Annotated in this window: 17 protein-coding genes; 8 read left to right on the top strand and 9 right to left on the bottom strand. The window is 55.6% G+C overall.

The features are described 5' to 3' along the window. Positions 1 to 80: 80 nt before the first annotated feature. The 3 genes from HDF14_RS24385 to HDF14_RS24375 all read left to right on the top strand — a co-directional run bounded on the left by HDF14_RS24385 (position 81) and on the right by HDF14_RS24375 (position 4,634). Entirely contained in the window at positions 81 to 2,585 is a 2,505-nt protein-coding gene (locus HDF14_RS24385) for a glycoside hydrolase family 2 TIM barrel-domain containing protein (protein WP_183981355.1), read from the top strand. Positions 2,586 to 2,665: 80 nt separating this feature from the next. After that, on the top strand, positions 2,666 to 3,841 hold the full coding sequence (locus tag HDF14_RS24380; RefSeq protein ID WP_183981354.1) for an ROK family protein: 1,176 nt from the start codon (positions 2,666 to 2,668) through the stop codon (positions 3,839 to 3,841). A 28-nt stretch (positions 3,842 to 3,869) separates the two neighbouring features. Further along, positions 3,870 to 4,634: an SDR family oxidoreductase gene (locus HDF14_RS24375; RefSeq protein WP_221304867.1), complete on the top strand. Its 765-nt coding sequence runs from the start codon at positions 3,870 to 3,872 to the stop codon at positions 4,632 to 4,634. Positions 4,635 to 4,650: 16 nt separating this feature from the next. On the opposite strand, the gene HDF14_RS24370 is transcribed toward HDF14_RS24375, so the two are convergent. Together HDF14_RS24370 and kduI are read right to left on the bottom strand one after the other, a co-directional pair. Next, positions 4,651 to 5,118 carry a cupin domain-containing protein gene (locus HDF14_RS24370; protein ID WP_183981353.1) on the bottom strand — a complete coding sequence of 156 codons (468 nt, stop codon included), beginning with the start codon at positions 5,116 to 5,118 and terminating at the stop codon, positions 4,651 to 4,653. A gap of 40 nt (positions 5,119 to 5,158) precedes the next feature. Next, positions 5,159 to 5,989, bottom strand: coding sequence for a 5-dehydro-4-deoxy-D-glucuronate isomerase (gene kduI, locus HDF14_RS24365; protein ID WP_183981352.1), 831 nt, complete (start codon positions 5,987 to 5,989; stop codon positions 5,159 to 5,161). Between the two features lie 325 nt (positions 5,990 to 6,314). Between kduI and HDF14_RS24360 the strand changes: the two genes are divergently transcribed. After that, the gene (locus tag HDF14_RS24360) at positions 6,315 to 7,667 is read left to right on the top strand and encodes a glycoside hydrolase family 6 protein (RefSeq protein ID WP_183981351.1); all 1,353 of its coding nucleotides are present in this window, start codon (positions 6,315 to 6,317) and stop codon (positions 7,665 to 7,667) included. Positions 7,668 to 7,766: 99 nt separating this feature from the next. On the opposite strand, the gene HDF14_RS24355 is transcribed toward HDF14_RS24360, so the two are convergent. Beyond that, positions 7,767 to 8,978, bottom strand: coding sequence for a hypothetical protein (locus HDF14_RS24355; protein WP_183981350.1), 1,212 nt, complete (start codon positions 8,976 to 8,978; stop codon positions 7,767 to 7,769). Between the two features lie 208 nt (positions 8,979 to 9,186). On the opposite strand from HDF14_RS24355, the gene HDF14_RS24350 reads away from it, so the two are divergent. The 3 genes from HDF14_RS24350 to HDF14_RS24340 all read left to right on the top strand — a co-directional run bounded on the left by HDF14_RS24350 (position 9,187) and on the right by HDF14_RS24340 (position 14,429). After that, on the top strand, positions 9,187 to 10,371 hold the full coding sequence (locus HDF14_RS24350; protein WP_183981349.1) for an alginate lyase family protein: 1,185 nt from the start codon (positions 9,187 to 9,189) through the stop codon (positions 10,369 to 10,371). A gap of 73 nt (positions 10,372 to 10,444) precedes the next feature. Continuing rightward, the gene (locus tag HDF14_RS24345; protein ID WP_183981348.1) at positions 10,445 to 13,792 is read left to right on the top strand and encodes a TonB-dependent receptor; all 3,348 of its coding nucleotides are present in this window, start codon (positions 10,445 to 10,447) and stop codon (positions 13,790 to 13,792) included. Positions 13,793 to 13,856: 64 nt separating this feature from the next. Then, positions 13,857 to 14,429 carry a hypothetical protein gene (locus HDF14_RS24340; protein WP_183981347.1) on the top strand — a complete coding sequence of 191 codons (573 nt, stop codon included), beginning with the start codon at positions 13,857 to 13,859 and terminating at the stop codon, positions 14,427 to 14,429. A 32-nt stretch (positions 14,430 to 14,461) separates the two neighbouring features. Here HDF14_RS24340 and HDF14_RS24335 read toward each other — a convergent pair whose 3' ends face one another. Together HDF14_RS24335 and HDF14_RS24330 are read right to left on the bottom strand one after the other, a co-directional pair. Then, on the bottom strand, positions 14,462 to 14,638 hold the full coding sequence (locus HDF14_RS24335; protein WP_183981346.1) for a hypothetical protein: 177 nt from the start codon (positions 14,636 to 14,638) through the stop codon (positions 14,462 to 14,464). 202 nt (positions 14,639 to 14,840) lie between these two features. Then, positions 14,841 to 15,500 carry a hypothetical protein gene (locus HDF14_RS24330; RefSeq protein ID WP_183981345.1) on the bottom strand — a complete coding sequence of 220 codons (660 nt, stop codon included), beginning with the start codon at positions 15,498 to 15,500 and terminating at the stop codon, positions 14,841 to 14,843. Between the two features lie 290 nt (positions 15,501 to 15,790). Here HDF14_RS24330 and HDF14_RS24325 point away from each other — a divergent pair, with 290 nt between their 5' ends. Beyond that, entirely contained in the window at positions 15,791 to 16,288 is a 498-nt protein-coding gene (locus HDF14_RS24325; RefSeq protein ID WP_183981344.1) for an HD-GYP domain-containing protein, read from the top strand. Positions 16,289 to 17,142: 854 nt separating this feature from the next. On the opposite strand, the gene HDF14_RS24320 is transcribed toward HDF14_RS24325, so the two are convergent. The 4 genes from HDF14_RS24320 to HDF14_RS24310 all read right to left on the bottom strand — a co-directional run bounded on the left by HDF14_RS24320 (position 17,143) and on the right by HDF14_RS24310 (position 19,295). After that, the gene (locus HDF14_RS24320; protein WP_313899682.1) at positions 17,143 to 17,661 is read right to left on the bottom strand and encodes a peroxiredoxin-like family protein; all 519 of its coding nucleotides are present in this window, start codon (positions 17,659 to 17,661) and stop codon (positions 17,143 to 17,145) included. A 56-nt stretch (positions 17,662 to 17,717) separates the two neighbouring features. Beyond that, positions 17,718 to 18,023 (bottom strand): putative quinol monooxygenase, encoded by a 306-nt coding sequence (locus HDF14_RS24315; RefSeq protein ID WP_183981343.1) that lies wholly within the window; start codon positions 18,021 to 18,023, stop codon positions 17,718 to 17,720. 145 nt (positions 18,024 to 18,168) lie between these two features. Then, entirely contained in the window at positions 18,169 to 18,420 is a 252-nt protein-coding gene (locus tag HDF14_RS26980) for a beta-propeller fold lactonase family protein (protein ID WP_313899684.1), read from the bottom strand. Then, positions 18,384 to 19,295 carry a lactonase family protein gene (locus HDF14_RS24310; RefSeq protein ID WP_260698557.1) on the bottom strand — a complete coding sequence of 304 codons (912 nt, stop codon included), beginning with the start codon at positions 19,293 to 19,295 and terminating at the stop codon, positions 18,384 to 18,386. Before HDF14_RS24310 ends, HDF14_RS26980 begins: the two co-directional genes overlap by 37 nt. Positions 19,296 to 20,316 lie beyond the last annotated feature (1,021 nt).

Raw genomic sequence — 20,316 nt, 5'->3', positions numbered from 1 at the left:
GACTACGCCTGCGAATATATCAGTGCTTAGGGTTATGCAGCATCTTTGAACTAAATCAGAGTTTGGGCCACAAACACTTCATGCATGTAATCTCGCGCCGCCAGTTCCTGATGTCTACGCTTCCAACCGCAGCAGCCGCGGTGCTTCCAGTTGCTCCCGCATGGTCACGCGCCCTGGCAGAACTGCAAACGCCGGAAGGCAGCACGGCCGCCGCGGAGCGGATCACCGATGGGTGGGAGTATCTCGAGGGCTCACTCGATGGACCATGGCAGGTCTGGAATAGTTCGGAGATTGCCACGTGGAGCAAAGTCAGTCTGCCCCACTGCTTCAATCACTACGACGGTTGCGATCCGGACACTCCCGCATATCGTGGCATCGGCTGGTATCGCAGGCATATCGCGGTCACGAATCCTTATCCGAAGGGCCGGACCATACTTCATTTCGCCGGCGCGGGCCAGACGACGGATGTTTTTCTTGGCGAGTCTCATCTAGGACATCACGTTGGCGGATATGGCGAGTTTGCCGTCGACATTACGTCGCAGGTTCAAAAGCCTGGCGCAGACCTGCGGCTCGCAATCCGTTGCGACAACGGCCGCGACCTCGATCGCATGCCTTCGGATGTGAGTGATTTTACGTTATACGGAGGCCTATACCGGCATGTCAGTGTCGTCTACCTGCCGGAGTTCTCACTTGAAGCCGTTCACGTGCATATCGAACTGAACACCACCCGCGATGCCGCGGAGGTTACAGTTACCGGGCGTCCCAATGGCTCGATGTTCCCTTCGGATTCTCTGCTCAAAGTGGAGCTCGTTGCGCCAAACGGCCAACTCATACACGAGGGCTCCATCACTTGGGCGAACGCAGAACCGGCTAAGACGGCTTTCGATGGAGAGCGTGTCTTGAGCGGCTTCAGCCTTCCCTCTCCCGATCTCTGGTCACCATCGAATCCGCATCTTTATCAGTGCCGTGTCACTTTAACTGTAGAAGGAACAAAACACTCGCTGACAGAGCGATTCGGTGTGCGTTCCGTCGAGTTTCCCGAAGGCGGACCATTTCTGCTCAACGGAAAGAGACTGCTACTGCGTGGCACCCACCGGCATGAGGATCATGCAGGATATGCCGCCGCCCTGCCCGATGAGATCGTTCGACGAGAGATGCGGATGATTCGGGAAATGGGAGCTAACTTCATCCGGCTCGCGCACTATCAGCAATCAAGACTCGTGCTGGAGTTATGCGACGAGTTGGGCCTGCTTGTATGGGAGGAGTTGCCATGGTGCCGCGCAGGTGTTGGATCAGATCGTTGGCAGACTCTAGGCCGCGAGAAGTTGCGCATCATGATCGACCAACACATCAACCATCCTTCGGTCATCTTCTGGGGTCTCGGCAATGAGGATGACTGGCCGGGCGAGTATCCATCCGTCGATGAGGCTGCGATTCGCGGCTATATGACAGAACTTAATACACTCGCCCATCAGCTCGATCAATCGCGGTACACGTCATATCGGCGTTGCGACTTCGCCCGCGATATTCCCGATGTCTACAGTCCCTCGATCTGGGCCGGCTGGTATGGTGGGCTTTACACGGATTATCAGCATTCACTTGAGACACAGCGCAAACGTGTCGGCCGATTCATCCACATCGAGTGGGGTGCGGACAGTCATGCACGCCGTCACTCCGAAGATCCAAACCGCGGCATCTTCGGAGTCTCCGCGGGAGCCAACACGGCTGAGCGCGGACTTGCCTACGAGAACCACGGGGGTGTAGCTCGCGTCTCGCGTGACGGTGACTGGTCGGAGACCTATGCATGCGATCTCTTCGACTGGCACCTGAAGACTCAGGAGTCGCTGCCGTGGCTTGCCGGTACGGCTCAGTGGATATTCAAGGACTTCACCACACCGCTGCGCGTGGAGAACCCGGTCCCTCGCGTAAATCAGAAGGGGCTCGTCGAGCGGGACATGACGCCGAAAGAAGCCTACTATGTCTTCCAGTCTTATTGGAGCGCGACTCCAATGGTACGTCTCTACGGGCATACATGGCCGGTCAGATGGGGAGCTTCGGATGAAAAGAAGACGATCCGGGTTTATTCGAATTGTCCCCAAGCAGAAGTCTTTTTGAACGGCACCTCGCTCGGCGTCAAACACCGCAACCCCGACGATTTTCCATGTGCAGGACTACGCTGGCTGGCTTCGTTTCGAAAGGGACGTAATGAGCTACGCGTTGTCGCGCGGCCACACGAAGGCAGAGAGGTCGCCGATGAGCTGAGCTTTGAGTACCAGACTGAGTCCTGGGGCAAGCCGGCGAAGTTCGAGCTGCGTGAGATCGCACGCGATCAGGGACAGATTACCTGCCAAGCGACGCTTCACGATGCAAACGGTGTGCTCTGCCTCGACGCTGCTCATCCGGTGCGTTTCACACTCGCGGGAGAAGGCGCGCTGATCGATAACCTTGGCACCTCGACTGGATCACGGGCGGTGCAGCTCTATAACGGTCGCGCAGAGATCTCAATCGCCAGCGTGCGTGGCGAAGTGAGCTTGGCTGTCTCCTCTCCATCACTACCTACAACGCTGTGCAAACTCTCCGGCTAACGCCAAACTTCGTCAATTCCCTCTTTTAGGCTCACTTCTTCCACAGACGTAATGAATCTGAGGTACGCTTACATCCATCGATGAGCACGCAACGATTCCGCAATCGAAAACATGAGACGGCCGCTTCGAACAAGACCCCGCGACAAATTAATCGTAATCTGATCTTCAACCTGGTCCGGACGAAACAGCCTGTCAGCCGTGCGGATTTATCCCGTCTGACAGGCCTCCAACGCAGCACGATCTCACTCATCGTCGAAGAACTCATAAAGAACGGATGGCTCGTTGAAGGCTCGATTGGAAAGCTTCCTCGTGGCCGCAACCCGACGTTTCTGGGACTCAACCGCAGCCGTGCGATTCTTGCAGTCGATATCCATCCCACGCAAACAACCATCGCGGTTGCGGACATCGAAGGCAGGATCATCTCGCAGCAAGTTCTGATGCTGCCGCAAGACGCGAATAAATCCCTGCACGCCATTGTGGGCGCTATCCGCAAGATCCAGCTCTTTCATGAAGAGTTGTCGTTTTATGGGATAGGCATCTGTCTGCCAGGACGTACCGATCTGAATTCGAAGAAGCTCATCTTCGCGCCGAACCTGAAGTGGCCGGTACTGGCGTTGAAACAGAAGATGGAGCGCGCTACCGGGCTGCGCGTCAAGATGGACAACGTAGCAAATGCGTGCGCGCTCTCGGAGGTATGGTTTCAGAGCAGCGATGGACAGCACGATCTTGTGGTCGTCAATGTCTCCGAGGGTATCGGTACCGGCATTTTTGTGAACGGCAAGCTGCTGCGCGGAGAGAGAGGAATGGCCGGCGAGTTCGGCCATATCCAGATCAAGCCGGATGGACCGTTGTGCGCCTGTGGGAACTATGGCTGTTGGGAGACGCTGGCGTCAAATCGCGCCGCAGTCTCGTTTTATACGAAGGCCCGCAATCCTCACACACCACCGACCTTCGAAGCACTCGTCAAGATGAGCCAGAGTGGCGATCAATCGGCGACCCAGGCTCTTACCCAGATGGCCAAATATCTTGGGCGGGGCATTCGAATAATCTCGGTTGCGCTCGCGCCTAAAGAGATCGTCGTGGTAGGTGAGATTACGACGGCGTGGCACAGCTTCGGATCGATCATTGAAGACCAGCTCAAGAACAACGCATTCACCAAGATCCCGATTCTACGTCCCGCCTATGACGGCAACACTGCGCGCCTTCGCAGCGCCGTCGCGCTCGTGCTGAGCGAAGATCCCGCGTGGACTGAATAATTTCCCGGCAGAGGAGAGGTGTGTTTTTATGAGTATTCTCGATCGTTTTCGTCTAGATGGAAGACTCGCGCTGGTGACCGGCGCGGCCAGCGGCCTAGGCGCGGCCATTGCAGTTGCGCTGGCAGAGGCCGGGGCCTCTGTTGCCTGCCATGGGAATCGTCGCCCGGCGGATGAGACCAGCGAACGGATTCGTGCCATGGGTCGTAAATCGCTGAGTTTCGTGGCAGATCTCGGTCGCACGGATGGCGCCAATACGCTGTACGCCGCGGTCGAGACGGGCATGGGCAAGCCGGACATTCTCATCAATAACGCCGGAACGATCCACCGCGAGGCCGCAGAGCAATATGGAGCCGAGGCGTGGGCACAGGTGCTGCAGGTTAATCTTTCGAGCGTCTTTCGGCTCTGCCAGCTCGCCAGCATCTCGATGCTCGAGCAGCGCCGCGGCAAAATCATCAATATCGCTTCGTTGCTCTCGTTCCAGGGCGGAATTCGGGTGCCCGCGTACGCTGCCTCGAAGGGTGGTGTTGCGCAGCTAACGAAAGCGCTCGCCAACGAGTGGGCCGACAGGAACGTGCAGGTTAACGCGATTGCGCCCGGCTACTTCAGTACAGACAATACGACGGCGCTGCGCAACGACGAGGTTCGAAGTCGTCAAATCCTCGAACGCATTCCTGCAGCTCGCTGGGGCGAACCGGAAGACCTCGCTGGCGCGGCCGTCTTTCTTGCCTCTCCCGCGAGCAACTACGTCACGGGCGAGGTTCTAGTTGTCGATGGGGGCTGGCTCTCTCGTTAGAAGAGGGCCTCCACTCTTACTCCTTCACCTTGACGACCACCGCGCTGAACTGCTCGCCGGGCGCCAGGATGAGCTGATGCGGCGTTCCTGCGGGGACATGCACGACGTCTCCCTTCGCGACGGCGTGAGTCCGCCCGCCTTCGATAGCTGTGCCCTGGGTCTCGCCACCGTCCTTCGTCTTAGGGTTCTGCACTGTGCCGCCGGTGATCAACGTCGCTTTGCCACCAGTCACAAAGAAAATGTCGTCGAAGTGTTCATGAATCTCGGCGCCGCCACTTTTGGCGCGCAGCGATAGCTTGATCGCGTGCGAGCCGTAGTCGCCCAGCGTGGCTCCTCCGCTGCCCTTGGACTTTGCATCGGCTGCGAGCCCGGAAAACTGCGTAGCTACGTTCGCGGAGGAAAACACTTCGGCATCTTTGCTGGGTTGCCCAAGAGCCGGGAAGCTCAACGCTGCGACTGCAGCGCAGAGAACAAAGTTTCTCATCGTTCACTCCTAAAAAATCGAATGAAGTTCATGCCAAGGTTTAACGCAACGTTGTCAGCGGCGCTGGGTCCATATCTGCGTAATCTTGGTTCTCGCCGCCCATGCCCCAGCAAAAGCTGTAGGCCTGCGAACCGGCTCCGGCGTGGATCGACCAGCCGGGCGAGATAACGGCCTCACGATCTTCCACGAAGAGATGACGCGTCTCGTGGGGCTGGCCCATCAGGTGAAACACGCGAGCCTCCGGCGCGAGACTGAAGTACATATAAACTTCAGACCGGCGCATGTGAGTATGGGCGGGCATCGTGTTCCACACACTACCCTTCTCGAGGTGGGTTACACCCATCACAAGCTGGCAGCTTCTCGCCCCTTCAAGGTGGATGTACTTGCAGATCGATCGGCGATTGGCAGTCTCCACAGAGCCTAGCATCACGGGCGTGACCTCTTGCTTGCGGATCAGCGTCGTCGGCCACGCAGTATGGGCAGGATAGCTGAGCAAATAGAACGCCGCCGGGGCGTTCGTGTCGAGCGATTCGAAGATCACATCGCGGCTGCCGCGTCCGATGTAGAGACAGTCGAGCGAATCCATCGGATATACTTGGCCGTCGACACGGATCTGCCCCTTACCCCCAATGTTCAGGGCGCCAAGCTCGCGGCGCTCCAGGAAGTACTCCGAACGAAGCATCGTCTCGTTCGCGAGCGGCACGGAGACGTTGATAGGTGAGGCCATGCCTATGATGGTCCTATCCAGATCGACGTAGCACATGCTTAAATTCTGCGGTTGATGCAGCCCCTTCACAAGAAATGTGTCCCTCAGCTCTGAGGTCGTCATGGTCGGAAACCGCACGGCATCCGCCATCTGATAAAGCCTCATCGATTCTGCCTCTCTCGCTTCAAGAATCTTCTCTAGTCAAATAATCTTAAGATCAAACTTTATGCTTTGCCTTCGGCAGGGCAAAGTATACCAAATAAGCATGGCGATGCGACAACCTTCGCACATGCTGCCGAGGAGGAGACGATATGGAACGACCTGAAGAATGCTGTCGCTCTATACTGCAGCGACTTCGAGTCGTTTATCCCATTGACAACAAGAGTCGAGGATCAATAAGTTGATTCACTGCACGGCGATTGAACCTCTCACGTTCGTCGAAAGGTGTCGATCGCACGCGCGCTTGCCAATACAACTCGGGAGGCTCACCATGCGCCATCGCTTCATTTGCAAGATTAGCGTCAGAGCATTCGCAGCAGCCGCTCTGCTTTTGATCGCCTCTCCGGCAATCCAGGCATACGCCCAGACGCCGGCAGACAAGACCCTTCCCCCGAACACCCGCTTCTTTGTCCCACAACCTGCTGATGGCTCCATTCAACAGGCTGTCGGGCTGCTCGAGAAGTTCCAACTCAAAAACGCTCTCCTGATCGCTGAAATGGAGGCCACCCCGCAGGCTGTCTGGCTCACGGGCAATACTCCAGCACAAACTGCCACTACCGTTACGAGTACACTGCGCCAAGCCAACTTTCAACGGGCAATTCCAGTCTTCGTTCTTTACAACATTCCCGGCCGTGACTGCGGAAGCTACTCCGCAGGCGGCGCCGAGAATACGGCCGACTACGAAGCCTGGATCGACGCCATCGCCGGCGCCGTTGGCAATCAAGAGGTCGTCATCGTGCTGGAGCCTGACGCCATCGCCGACCTTCCCAGCGACTGCGGATACGATCCCACCGTCGTGGATATCCCGCAAGCCGTCTCCAATCGCTATGCCCAGATCAACTACGCCATCACTCGGCTTGAGCAGCAGCCTCAGACCAGTGTGTACATTGACGGCGGCAACGCCCATTGGCAGGCCGTTCCTGTCATTACTCAGCGCTTGATCACCGCAGGCGTTCAACAGGCCCAAGGTTTCTTCTCCAACGTCTCGAACTACAACCTCTCTACCTACGAGTCGAAGTTCGACACCTGGGTCTCATCCTGCATCGCCTTCGGTATGAATCCTGCCGATGGTGGCTGGCGCCTCGGCAACTACTCCTACTGTGCGAGCCAGTATTACTCTCCGCTCGGCACGGTGAACCCCGACGACATTACCACCTGGGTTTACACCGACGAGTGGTTTCAGCAGAACATGGGCAGCGCAGTCCCGAGCACTCACTTCGTCATCGACACGAGCCGCAATGGACAAGGCCCCTTCAACGCAGCCAGCTACGCCAACCCGCCTTACAACCAGCCCTCATCCGTGATAACGACCCTGAACAACGGAGGCTGGTGCAACCCACCTGCCCGTGGTCTGGGTGCTCCCCCGACAGCGAAGACGGGCATTGCCCTGCTGGACGCTTACCTATGGGTTAAGACTCCTGGCCAGTCCGACGGCACCTGCGACTCTGCTGGTGGCGCACGAGCATGGGACTACGGCGTCTATGAACCCGCCGGATGGCCCACCACCGCCGCGCAACAGGCGATCTTCGATCCGCTCTGGGGACTCGACGATCCGATAGCAGGTGCGTGGTTCCCTCAGCAGGCGCTCGACCTTGCCCAACGCGCCAACCCGCCGCTCCATTAGCCAGCCTGCCTCCCGCTCAACACAATGCCGCTACTTCCATATTCAAGTAGCGGCATTCGGGTGTATGCCTCCCAGGATAGCCTACGAGCCATTCAAGACTCACCATACGTGAGTGGCTACCACAATTGGAGCTCCGACACGTCCATTCACCACATCGACACGAAGCACAACCTCAACATTCTTGTCGCGCCAGTTCCATCCCACCTGCCGATTGAAATGCTCGAGCAGATCAGGAGACGTTGCAAACTGTGACGCTGCATCCGTGCCGAAGCGTTGGAGACCCGCGATGGCAACAACCATACTGTCCGTTGAGGGATTGCGGAACCTCGCCACAAGCGCATAGTCGGGACTATCACTGAACGGCTTCGAGCGGTCGCGTTCCCAGACTTTCTTAGGATCATCAGCGTCCACGATGCTTTCGTCAGGATGTTGCGCAAAGTGGAATCGCAACGGTGCGACCAGCCTGCGGGTCCAATCGTTGTTATACGCACCCACTAGAACCGTAGGGCTCTCTCGTATCTGCGCCAGTGTCGTGTAGGAGGACGGTTGCACCCGATAGACGCCCCCACGCGCATTGATCAGAGCTGCGACCCTACCCATCGCCAGTCCGTTTTCAAAGGACAGATAGGGATTGAGGTTTGCAGGGTCTGTCGCGACCTCGGTGCCGATATTGGAGCGCGGTGAGAAGATGACCCCGCCCAAACTGATGACCGTAGGTGTCTTCTGGTCAAGAATTGGGGACCAGAACCGTCCCACCGCATCGGTCCGCATAATGTTCCAGGAACGCAGTCCGACGAGAATAAGCAGGATGACACAGGAAGTTACGACCACCCATTCCAGCGTACGTCTCGGTTTGATCAGTACAGTTCGAGTGTTATCTATAGATAGCGCGTCCACGACCGACTTGGCGTCGGCACCGTCCCCCTCGGAGACTGGGGCTTCCACCATGCGCAGGAACTCCGGCCGATACGACCTGGCCGTTAGGCTTATCTGGATTGGTGTCTCTACCTCGTGATAGTGAAGAGATAGTCGTTTGCGCACTTCGCCAGCTGTGTAGCGGACGATCGTGTCTAAATTAGTGTCATAGTCAGGCGCCCGACCAAAGACATCAATGCCAACAGTCCGTTCCTTGATCTCATCCCCATGCCCAAGTAGTGTCTGCTCGACAACGTAGCGCAGCAGAGCCGGGTAGCGCTTGCTGTTGCAGAATTGCGGACTTGCCAGCACGCTCTCCAGCTCATGCAGAACTTCAGAATGCTCCTCGGGTGAGGTCGGTATCCAACGTTCGCGTACTGGAGGGGGGTGGATCATTGAGTCGTCCAAAGTATAGCGGACGCGGATAGGCAAAGTAATGCTTTCAACAGCTTGCGGATTTGGGACAAACGTTTTCTGGGGCTAACAACGATCCAAAAATGGGACAAACGGTGAGTTACTTGCCGATTGCACCTTTCAAGGTGAAGTGTGGTGTCCGCCGCTAAAGGACCATCTCTGCAGTGGCTATCTCAAACAGGCTGGAATAATGGCATTCAATCGAAGAGAGTTTTGTGCCGCCGTGGCGGGCACGATCGTAGTTGGACGGGCAAGGTCAGCCTGGGCTGCAGGCGAGTCGGCAGCTTACGTAATGGTCGCTCAAAGAGATAGGGGTCGAATTCTCAAAGCAGCCAAGGAATATCTGCCGATGGAGCCGGTGACAATCACCGCGTTACGGTCCCCCAAGAGTCCAGGCGGACCCCACGACTTCTTCTCTCAGGCAGACTACTTCTGGCCCAACCCAAAGAACTCCGATGGGCCGTACATCAACCGGGATGGACAAAGCAACCCGGAGAACTTCAATGACCACCGCAAGGTAATGATCGATCTTTCGGTTCGAATGCCTGCTCTTACCGCGGCATGGCTCCTGACGAAAGACCGTCGCTACGCGAAACGAGCCGGGGACCATCTGCGCGCCTGGTTCGTGACGCCGGAGACGAGGATGAATCCAAACCTCGAGTACTCCCAGGGTGTGCATGGCGTATCCACGGGTCGCAACTACGGCATCATCGACACACTCCACCTGGTTGAGGTTGCGCGAGCTGCCAGCTTCCTTGGCCCCGAGGCCCTCTCCGCAGCCGACCTGCAGAGCGTCAAGCAATGGTTTCGTGAGTACCTAAGTTGGATGGAGAACAGCGAGAAGGGCAAGCAGGAGCGCACGACTCTGAACAACCATGCCACCTGCTGGGCCTTGCAGGCTTCGGAGTTTGCCCGGCTGACTGGCGACGAACAAACGCGCGACGAGATCCGGCAGTGGTTCATCGGAGCGCTTCTCCCGGATCAGCTCGGCAAGGACGGCTCATTCCCGAAAGAGCTAGCGCGCACCAAACCTTACAGTTACTCCATCTTCAACTTCGACGTGATGGCTGGACTGGCACAGTCGCTGAAAGGATCTGGTACTGACCTTACAACCTTCGCCCTGCCTGATGGGCGTGGCCTCTGCAAAGCCGCGGAGTTCCTTTACCCCTATCTGAAAGACAAAGCGAAGTGGCCCTACGCAAAGGATGTCGAGCACTTCGATGCTCTGCCCGTACGTTCGCCAGGATTACTCTTCGCCGGGCTGGCGTGCCGGCACGAGGAATACATCACGCTTTGGAAGACTCTAAATCCCGAGCCAACTGACAAAGAGATCATTCGTAACTACCCGATACGTCAGCCGCTGCTGTGGGTCTGAGACAGGAATAGCCATGACATTGCTGACATCGGTCGCAACACCAGGAATTCGAGAGAGGTAAAGCACTATGCGTATGACAAAAGTAAAAGTTCTTCTAGGATCGGCCCTATTCTTTCTCGGAGCTCTCGCGGTACCGCTGGCGATATCTCAAACCAACACGGGCACCATCGTGGGCACGGCGACGGACGACTCCGGTGCGGCCATCCCCGGTGCAACGGTCACAGCGACAGATCTCGGCACCGGAGAAGCGCGCACAGTTACGACGGGTAGCAATGGCGAATTCACCATTCCCAATCTGCAGATTGGGCACTACTCCGTCGCGGTCAGACGCGAGGGTTTCGCGCCAGCTGAGATTGCCGACACAGAGATACAGGTCGCGGAGCGTGCGACCATCAACCCTGTTTTGCACATAGGCAGTGTGAGCGATAAGGTCACCGTCATTGCAGATCAAGCACCGCTACTCAACCAGGCCTCTTCGTCTGTCGGCCAGGTCATCGATACCCAGACCGTACAGAACATGCCGCTCAACGGCCGCACCTTTTGGCAGCTTACGCAATTAACGCCCGGTGTCAGCTTCATACAAGGTGGTCAGAATATCGCCACCGGCGGAACGTCGATTCGCGCAAGCGCGGTCAATGTCAACGTCAATGGACTGTCTCCATCCTGGACCGGCTGGTATCTTGACGGAGCAAACATCACCGAGTTCCAACTTGGCGGCACCATCATTCAGCCGAACGTCGATGCGCTCGATGAGTTCAAAGTGGAATCGAGCAATATGGGCGCGGAATATGGTCACAGCCCCACCATTGTGAACGCCACGCTCAAGAGCGGCACCAATAAATTTCATGGCACCGTATATGAGTTTCTGCGCAACAATGCGCTTGATGCGAAAAACTACTTTTTCGTGCCTCCTGTAGGATCCAACGCACGCAATCAGGCGCTGCACCGCAACCAGTTCGGACTTGCGGTGGGAGGGCCGATCTGGCGAGACAAGACATTCTTTTTTGTTGACGCGCAAAGCACTCTCTACACCCTCGCGCAGAACTTCAACAGCATCGTTGCAACCGATGCCGAACGTACAGGTGACTTCTCCGGAGCGCCAGGGGTGACCATTCGCAATCCGCTCACCGGCGCGATCGCAAACGACGGACGAGGACCCAACACGTTTACCCCTGTGCCCCAGGCCGCCTACCTCCTGCAGTACATGCCGCACGCCAATGTCGTATCAAACGGCATTGGCCGAGCCATCCTCACCAACAAACTGAAACAGCAATTGGACCAGGGTGATATTCGCATCGACCACCAACTCACGCAAGCGGATCATCTGACCGGGCGCTACTCCATCTCGGACAGCCACGAGACCGACCCCAACGCGTATCCGGCGATGGGTGGGTTTCCACTCAGCAGCCTCGGTCAGGATGCGCTCTTCCGAGAGACACACGTCTTCAATTCCAAGTGGATCAATGAGCTTCAGGTGTCCTACTATCGCAGCTACTTTCTCTTCACCAGTTCGTTGCAGGGCCAGGACATCAACGCTGCCGCGGGGATCTCTGGCTTGCAAGGATTAGCACCTGAAAACACCGAAGGGTTTCCAAGCGTTACCATCTCGAATTATTCCAACTACAACGGTCAAGCCAACAACAGCTATCCCAAACAGAACAAGATTCGCTCCTGGCAGTACGCCGACCACGTGACGTATGCGAGCGGAAAACACGACGTCCGTTTTGGGTACGAGCTCTTCCACAACACGAATACCTTTGTGGCGGGGAACAACTCCACGGGAACCTTCAATTTCAATGGAAATTACTCGGGCGACAATATGGCCGACTTCCTGATGGGTTATCCGCGCAGCGCATCTCGCAGCAGCTTTCGCAGTCTCTGGGGAAATGCCGGAAACTTCCAATCGTTCTATGCGCAAGATAACTTTCATGCAAAGTCGAATCTGACCATCAATGCCGGCCTGCGGTGGGAGATCAACCCCTTTTATAACTCGGGGGATAAGGGCCAGATTACGGGTTTCGATTTGACCAATGGCAAACTCGTTTTGCCACGAGACTTCTCCATCAATGCGCAGCCGCTCACGCCCCAACTAGTCGCAGATTTCTCCGACCGCTTTGAGTACGCAGAGGATATGGGGCTCCCGAAATCCATTCGTAAATCAGCTTACTTTGACGTTGGACCGCGCCTCGGGTTCGCTTACAGCCCCACAACCAATACTGTCCTGCGCGGCGGTTATGGCTTGTTCTTCCTGTTCCCAGACGATAATGCCATCAACAATACGCAGAATACGGTGCCATTCATCGCATCGCAGTCGTTGAACAACACGACGTCGATTCCGACCTTCACGCTGGCTGACTTTTATCAGGGTCAGCCTGTGGTAGCGCCGAACACGTCTGGCGCGGTCTGCGCCTTCGGCTATGTCGCCAATTCCTGCTCTACGCCCAGCGTAACCTCCATGGCCCTCGCTGCGCAGAACACAAGTATTCAAGAGTGGAACGCCGCGGTACAACATCAATTCGGAAGTAAGGTGTCGCTCGACGTCGCTTATGTAGGGAACAAGACCACGCATATGCAACAGGCATTTCAGATCAACGATCCGAACCCGGGACCCGGAGCTGTACAAAATCGTCGAGAACGGCCACAGTGGGGCACCATCAGCTACTCGAAGTTCGCCGGCAACGGGAACTACAATTCGCTACAAACAAAGTTCGAGGCGCGCGATTTGCACGGCGCTACCTTTCTCGTTTCGTACACCTACGCGAAGTGCCTGACGGATGGAACTTATACGACCGTTGTGCGCGAGGACACGCCTCTGATCAACTACTACGGCGTGTGCAGCTACGACCTGAAGCACAACTTCGTCGCAAGCGCCCTCTATGAGCTTCCATTCGGCCGCGGCCGTACATTCTTTTCGGAGATGCCCGGTTGGGCGAACGTCATCGTCGGGGGCTGGAATCTCTCAAACATCGCGACGCTGCAGTCTGGGTTACCGTTTACCCCGACCATCAGCGGCGACCAGGCGAACACAGGGGTAGGCAGCCAGCGGCCAAATGTTGTCGGACAACCTGTCTTGGTCCGCAACGTCAACTGCTGGTTCTACGACTCGCACAACTCTGCCTGCCACACTTTTCGGCCAAGTGGCGCCGATGCCTTCGCCGTTCCTGCGCAATATACCTACGGTAATGGCGGCATTAACACGCTGCGAGCCGATGGTTTGGTCCAGTTCGACACTTCGCTGATCAAATCGTTCCGCTTTTCCGAGTCGAAAGCACTCGAACTCCGGGCATCGTTCTACAACATCTTCAATCACACAACCTTTGCGGCTCCAGCAACAAATATCGAGGCGACGTCAGCAGGAACGATCAGTTCTACGTTGAACGCGGCAAGAGAGGGTGAAGTGGCAGCAAAGATCTATTTCTAAGGCGGAGCGGAAGGTTCACGCCCTAACATCTCCAGCCGATAGGTCAATCAGACTAGGAATTTTGATGCAAGACGAACAAATTCTGTTGGAACGTCCCAGACTGCAAGCCGCGAAGGCGCTTGTTTCATTCATTGACGAGGACCGAGACATCCTAAGTCCGAACGGTTGTCCCTACGAGGACAAAGGGAACGGGCGACGAGTAGGACTGAAACGGAAAGTAGCGAAACGGTTCTTTGCTACCTTTTACACCCTTATCCGGTCTGCCGCCCGCTCCACGCGGAAAGACGGCGTCGATTCTGAGATCCTGCGCGAACAGGTGGACCTCTTAGGAGAAGCGCTTGCCAAGATGGTTGTTGAACTCGAAATTATCAAAGGCGACATGCCCCTGTCGAGTCCACAAGCTCTGCTTTTTGCTGACGATGCGCTCCAACTTATAAGGGAATTGAAGGTACGTGACCACTATTCTAGCCAAGATCTGAATGCACTCGCACGACCCTTTAAAAATATTTCGCTAGTAAATACAGGAATAAAACGACGATCGCGCACGCCATACCCCAGAAAGTCCAACCTCCGCGATCCCCAAAATACAATGCGTTGTCAGGGACAGAGTTGGAACGGGTTGTCAGGGTCACATTGAAGAATGAAACGATCACCGATTTGGGCCGCTTCCTATACGTTCATGCGCCGCCTGTTTACAACGCCTTCCACTTGAACAAACTCATCATCGCCGACAAAGGTCCGCATGTAAATCTTTCGGGCAGAACTCAGTCCGACCCAACCATTCTCTCCGATCGCACGTTCGGCTGTAGCGCCTTCCGTGACGAATTTGTGGCTGATGTCTGTCACGACAATCCTCGTGTTATGTCCCTGACCATGAAGCTAAACCGTTTGCCCTCTTACAGGCAGTCTGCCGCTACGGGCGGTTGCGGTGAATATTGCGGGGGTGGGCATAGCGAATGTGACTGACTGCGGATCAACAAGCGGAAGGTCTGCCTTCTTGCCGGTTGGAGCGACGTTTACTCGCGATTCTTCTACGAGTACAACTGGCTCAGCTATCTTCTGTTTCTGAGCCCGTCGCAATGGTCGCCCCAGCTGTGTTGATGTGGCTGGCAAACATCTTAATGAGGTCTGCATGAACGTGGCTATCGAGGTTCACCATGACACGTTCCGCCGTGAGTCCCTGGGAACTATGACTGGTGACCGCGTAGCCGTGATCGAAGTGCCGCATCTGGTTGGCATCGAAGCTGACCGCTTTGCCGTTGTCCATCTTTACGGAGAGCTGGCCGTCTTTGTCGATGCGTTGCACGGTGCCAAGGTCGCGGTTGGCAACGCCCAGCTCTTTGGACGGCGCGGTGAAGCTCAAACGGTCGCCAACAGCAAACTCCCGTTCCAACTCGCGGTAAACCGTCACGCCGTATAACCGCGCAGGGTTGTAGGTGGCCGTTGTTCCGTCCTCTTTCTGAATGGTCAGCAGGTTGTCTTTGGGTTGGGTCGCAATGACCTTCGTATAGCCTTGTTTTTCAATGCCGATGTCCTGACTGCCGCGCGGATAGTAGAGTACGTCATTCACGGCATAGCGAGCGGCCCAGGTACGGTCGGCTCCGGTCATATCCGAACGCGGCGCGAGGCGTTGTCGGGCGAGACGACGATGGTGTTGTCCGGTTGGCAGCATAGCTTCGCGCAATCGCCGCGATACGCTGCTGCGCATGGGCAATCTCCGTAACGCGCCCCTGTTGTTCCAACAACTTCCATCGTTTCAGATACAATTCTCTCGCTATCTTCGTCGGAAATTCCCATGGTGGTTTGGGATGAGCTCACTTCATCCGAACTGTTATCTCATGTTATTGCGTTAGAGCCTCGGCATCGCGATTTCTCCGACAAGAGACTCACTATCGATGGTATATGTCTCGCGTTCGCGCTGATAGCCGATTCAAACTCTGCTGGCTTCATTGCGCACTCTGTCGGGGTGGCGAGGGTCGCGGTCTCGATAGCAAACTCATGGGACTTGACCGGAAGAAGATCAAACTCCTTCAGCGGGCGGCGTTGGTTCATGACATTGGGAAGATCGGCGTCCGGTACCCTGTTCTTGAAAAATCGGAAGCTCTTACTTTGGACGAGTGGAAAGACATCCATCGGCACCCCAGTTACACAAAAGAGATCCTCGATATGATCCCCGGATTTGACGAGATCTCCGCTATTGCCGTCACCCATCACGAAAAACTGGATGGATCAGGATATCCGTGCGGATTGAACGCTTCCGAGCTTCCATTGCCTGCCAGAATTCTGACGGTCGCGGATATATATGATGCGCTTTCATCTCAACGGCCTTATCGACGACCGCTAGGGCACGAAGAAGCGCTTGCCATCATGTATCGTGAGGCGCCAAGAGCGCTGGATCAAGGATGTTCGGACGCTCTGGCAACGGTGACAAGCCGTGACTCTTCAACGAAGACCTCTAAGAGCCGACCAGGATCAGTCAGTTTATGTGGGTATTAGCGATTCCGCCAAATAAGTGTGGTGGCAAATTGTATTGCAAACTGCTTCGTGATCTTTGAACGGCTTCGTAAAAAGAGACTTGGCAACAGCGAATTTCAATAGTGTTATGGAAAGGGTCATGCAAATAACGACGATAGAATGATAAGGCAAAGAAGAAGGCCGCGAAGAAGGTTGAAAAAGCGGTCAGAAAAGCTGTGAAGAACGGCTTAACCGAGAATGCAGTAGAGGAAGCGGTAGGACTTGCCTTGTCTAGGTCTGCGGCAAGAAAAAGGCAGTCGGCAAAGCATCCGTAGCTGAGGACGCGCAGGCTGCAAAAAAAGCCTGATCCTGTAACTGCGCCTCATTTCAGGTGTGCCAATTCAAGGAGTTTCTCGCGCAGTGCGGGGTTATCGAGCGTGCGTTCCTTTGGATGGAGAGCTTGCTGCCACCCTCTTAAAGTGGCAGGAGAGACAGGGCAAAAGGACGGGCCTTGTGTTCCCTTCCCCTCTCACTGGTGGCTATCACGCGGGAATGATCCAAAAAGCTGCATCTCAAACCCGCAGGAGAACGCATCGGCATCAAGGGGCTTGGCTGGTACGCCTTCAGACACTCCTATCGTGGTTTACTCGAAGAATCTGGAGCAAATGCAGGAATGCAGAAGGGCCTAATGCGTCACGCCAATATCAGCACGACCATGAACACATAGAGACGTCAAAACGCACGAAAAACGATGCAGTGAAACAAGCGCACGAACACAAGTTCCGCCATACAGCTTGGCTAGCTCTCGTGGAGCCACGCGACTGCGGTCTCCGGCGAAAGTCGCTTCATATAGTCGACCTCGACGAAAGACTTCAGGACAATCCCGTCCGCGCCTATCAGAAATGTAGCGGGCAATGGAAGTTCAGAAGAGTTGTCCCCATTGAATGCAGGAATGTCAACTCCAAAAAGACTCCTGCCTTGAGCCCATCGTCCAGCCTGAAGACGATTCCAAACGCTCGAGCAACCACGTTGCCGCTGTCGGATAGCACAGGAAAGACCAGCCCATGCTTCTCCGTCGTGGTCAAGGAATCGTCCGGAGTCTGTGACGAGATCGCAACCAACTTGGCTCCACTGCTCACGATCTCGAAGTGACGCTCCTGCATCGCCTTGACCGTGAGATTGCAAAATAGGCACCAATGACCCCGGTAAAACATGATAAGCAGTGGACCAGCGGCATGCGGCTCCGCACTCCTTACGATCTTTCCGTTGGCGTCCGGCAACTCAAAGTCAGGCATCGACCGTCCAGGCTGAAGTGCAGCATCTGATAATCCCGCAACCTTGGGCTTCGGTCGCAGCTTCGATCGTAGGCATGACGTGGGGTGGAATCTTCTCGCGCACCATCCGAGAAGTAGCACTTAACTAGCTTTGCAGATCCATTCGTGCCCTCTCCTCAGTGAGGAGAAGCTCTCGACTAGTCGTTGGGTGTCTTGGACGCAAGAATCGAAGCCATCTCGATTTGAGGAGCCGTTGCGAACAGCTCTTCAGCCCTGGCAAAGAGTGCTTTGGCCACAGCACCACTGACGTGCGCAGTTCTTCCCTCTTCGTCGACAAAGGTATCGAAGATGCCGAAGGATGCGGGACCGATCTTGATCGCGTACCAGGACGTCGTTCCTGTCTCTTCTGCAACCAGGGGTTGAGCTGACTTCAAAAACTCTTCCACTTCATCTTCTTTGCCGGGCCGGGCATTCAACAACGCCAATATCGCAAACCTGTCCATGTATCGCTCCAGTAATGTCGTATTCGTGCTGCGTGGTATGACACGGACAGCTTCTTCGGGTTACATGAATATTCCGTAACACGGCAAGAAATACAAGTCAATAAATTGCGGGCTACAGATAGACCCGTAGCCCGCTGGTAACTGCTTAGAGTGCGGCGATACCGTTGAAGCCGACGCTCTTGGGCAAATTGCCCGCCTGACCGAGGTTGGTGAGAGATCCATCTTCGTTAATCGCAAACGTGGAGACGTTCCCAGATTGCGAGTTGATGGTGTAGAGGTACTTGCCGTTGACGGAGACCGCGATGTCCACGTTGTGGCTGCCGGACGGGATGCTGCCTACGACTGTGCTGCCGATAGGAGTTAGCTTTCCGTCTTTGCCAATGTTGAAGCCTGAGATGTCGTTGCTCGCGGAATTGGAGACATAGACCTTGGTTCCATCAGGCGTGATCGATTCCAGCAGTTGCCAGAGGCGAAAGTGGGGAGGCTTTGGGTGACAGCGGTCAGGGTGCCGTTCGCATTGACCTTATAGGAGGAGATCCCGGATGCGTTGTTCCCGCCTGCGGGTCCGGTCTCGGAGACGATAGCGAAGTTATTCGGAGCGTAGTTGACGGTGAAGGTACCGGGAGCTGGATTTGCGTTCACGATGATTGGCGAGAGCCTGCCGTCGGCCTCGACGTGGAAGGCATCGAGATTGTTGGTGACGCGCTCTGTAACGAGAAGGAACTGTCCATCGGGGCTAAAGGACAGCGATGCTCCGCCGCTGGTGGTCCCGGTGAGAAACTGCGTTGAGTTCTGGATCTCCTTGAGCTGTCCGCCGAAGTCGAGGTGGAATCCTACTACGCTGCCGGGTCCGCCGCTGTTGAGGACATAGATCAGGCCACCGCTCTCCGCGACCGCGGAAGGCTGTACTCCTTCAGAGGGTGTCTTATTGAGGAAGGTAAGGTTAGCTTTGTGAACGCTGAAGACAGAGACCGTACCGCTTCCCGCGTTGACCGCGAAGAGTAAGGAGTGATCCTGGCTAAGGGTGAGAGAACCTTGTGATTCGAGTGGGTCGGTAGTGCCGCCACTGCCGCGGCCGTTGGTGTCGTGGTAGACAGGTTCTGAGAGCGTGCCATTGGCAGCACGCTCATACGCAATGACCTGATTCTTCTTGGCATCGTTCGTCATGATGAAGACCGCGCCAGTGTTGTTGCCCTGCGCAGCGCAAAGAACTGGAGACGCCGCTCCAATTCCAACCATGATCATTAATAGGCTTCGAGTTACTCTGCTCATCACTTACCCCTTGTGTCGACCGAATTGCGCGCAGTCGACGAACTCTACCGAATGCTTCAAGTGAAAAATTTGGTTTAGTTCATTTATGCGCGCAGTTGTTGGAGAGGTAACGACTGAAAAGGTTACAACATTCCGAATGTCATGTGACCTTGCTCTATTTAAGAAAGCGATGCATCCATCGCACGATTCATTCTTGGATGTTTCGCGAGTTGGAGATGCACGTCATCACAACGTGAAGTAATCTCTTGCGAGACTATACTTTCTACGCAGTTACTCCTCTACTGATGTGAGCAATAACTAAATTGGGACAGTGAGATAAACAGCCAGCTGCTAATAAAGTACTTCGCAAAGAGGCCTGCCATCCGTATCAAGCAGACTGATCTTCCCGAGATCAAGTTCCTGCACCGCAGCCTTCTATCCGGAGTGCACAGCCAGCGTGTTCCCTTGTAATCCGTCAGATTCACCTTGCATCACGGAGATGGCAAGATGCAGATCTCATAGCGTCGCCATGCAGCTGCGTAATGGGAGTGTCCCCAAAAGCGTCCTGAATCTCCGCCTCCGTCAGCATCCTGAGAGGCATACTGCCTAGGCAATGTGCGCTAGTTTGGTAAGGCCGCTAGCCCTTCATAAACCCGAAAGGCGGGAGCGTCTTGGATCTTCATGAAATGAAATCGCAGATCGCCAAACATCGTATTGGAAATCAGGATGAGCCGGACTCCATTGCATGCGAAATAAGGAAACAAAACGCCGAGGGAGATTGTACTTCCCGTGCACGCTCTACCGAAGGAGACAGCATCGGGTTCTTCGGTGGCTAATCCCGCACCTGTCTGAAACATTCAGAGCACCTTCTGCACCCGCAGAACGAGCTTGTTGCCAGCAACAGCAGATACGGCAGCACAAAGGCCCAATCCTCATCCGTCACAGCACTCGGGTAGCCGCCGACTTCTTTGCTTCACCCATACTCCAAGGCTCTGCAAAGATACCTCGCCAGCAAAGTAACTACCTGGATGCAAGTTAAGAA

The organism is Tunturiibacter gelidiferens, from assembly GCF_014201335.1.
GTDB classification, from domain to species: domain Bacteria; phylum Acidobacteriota; class Terriglobia; order Terriglobales; family Acidobacteriaceae; genus Edaphobacter; species Edaphobacter lichenicola_E.
The sequence above is the reverse complement of the archived record's forward strand: the minus strand, read 5'-3'. Positions and strand labels throughout refer to the sequence as shown.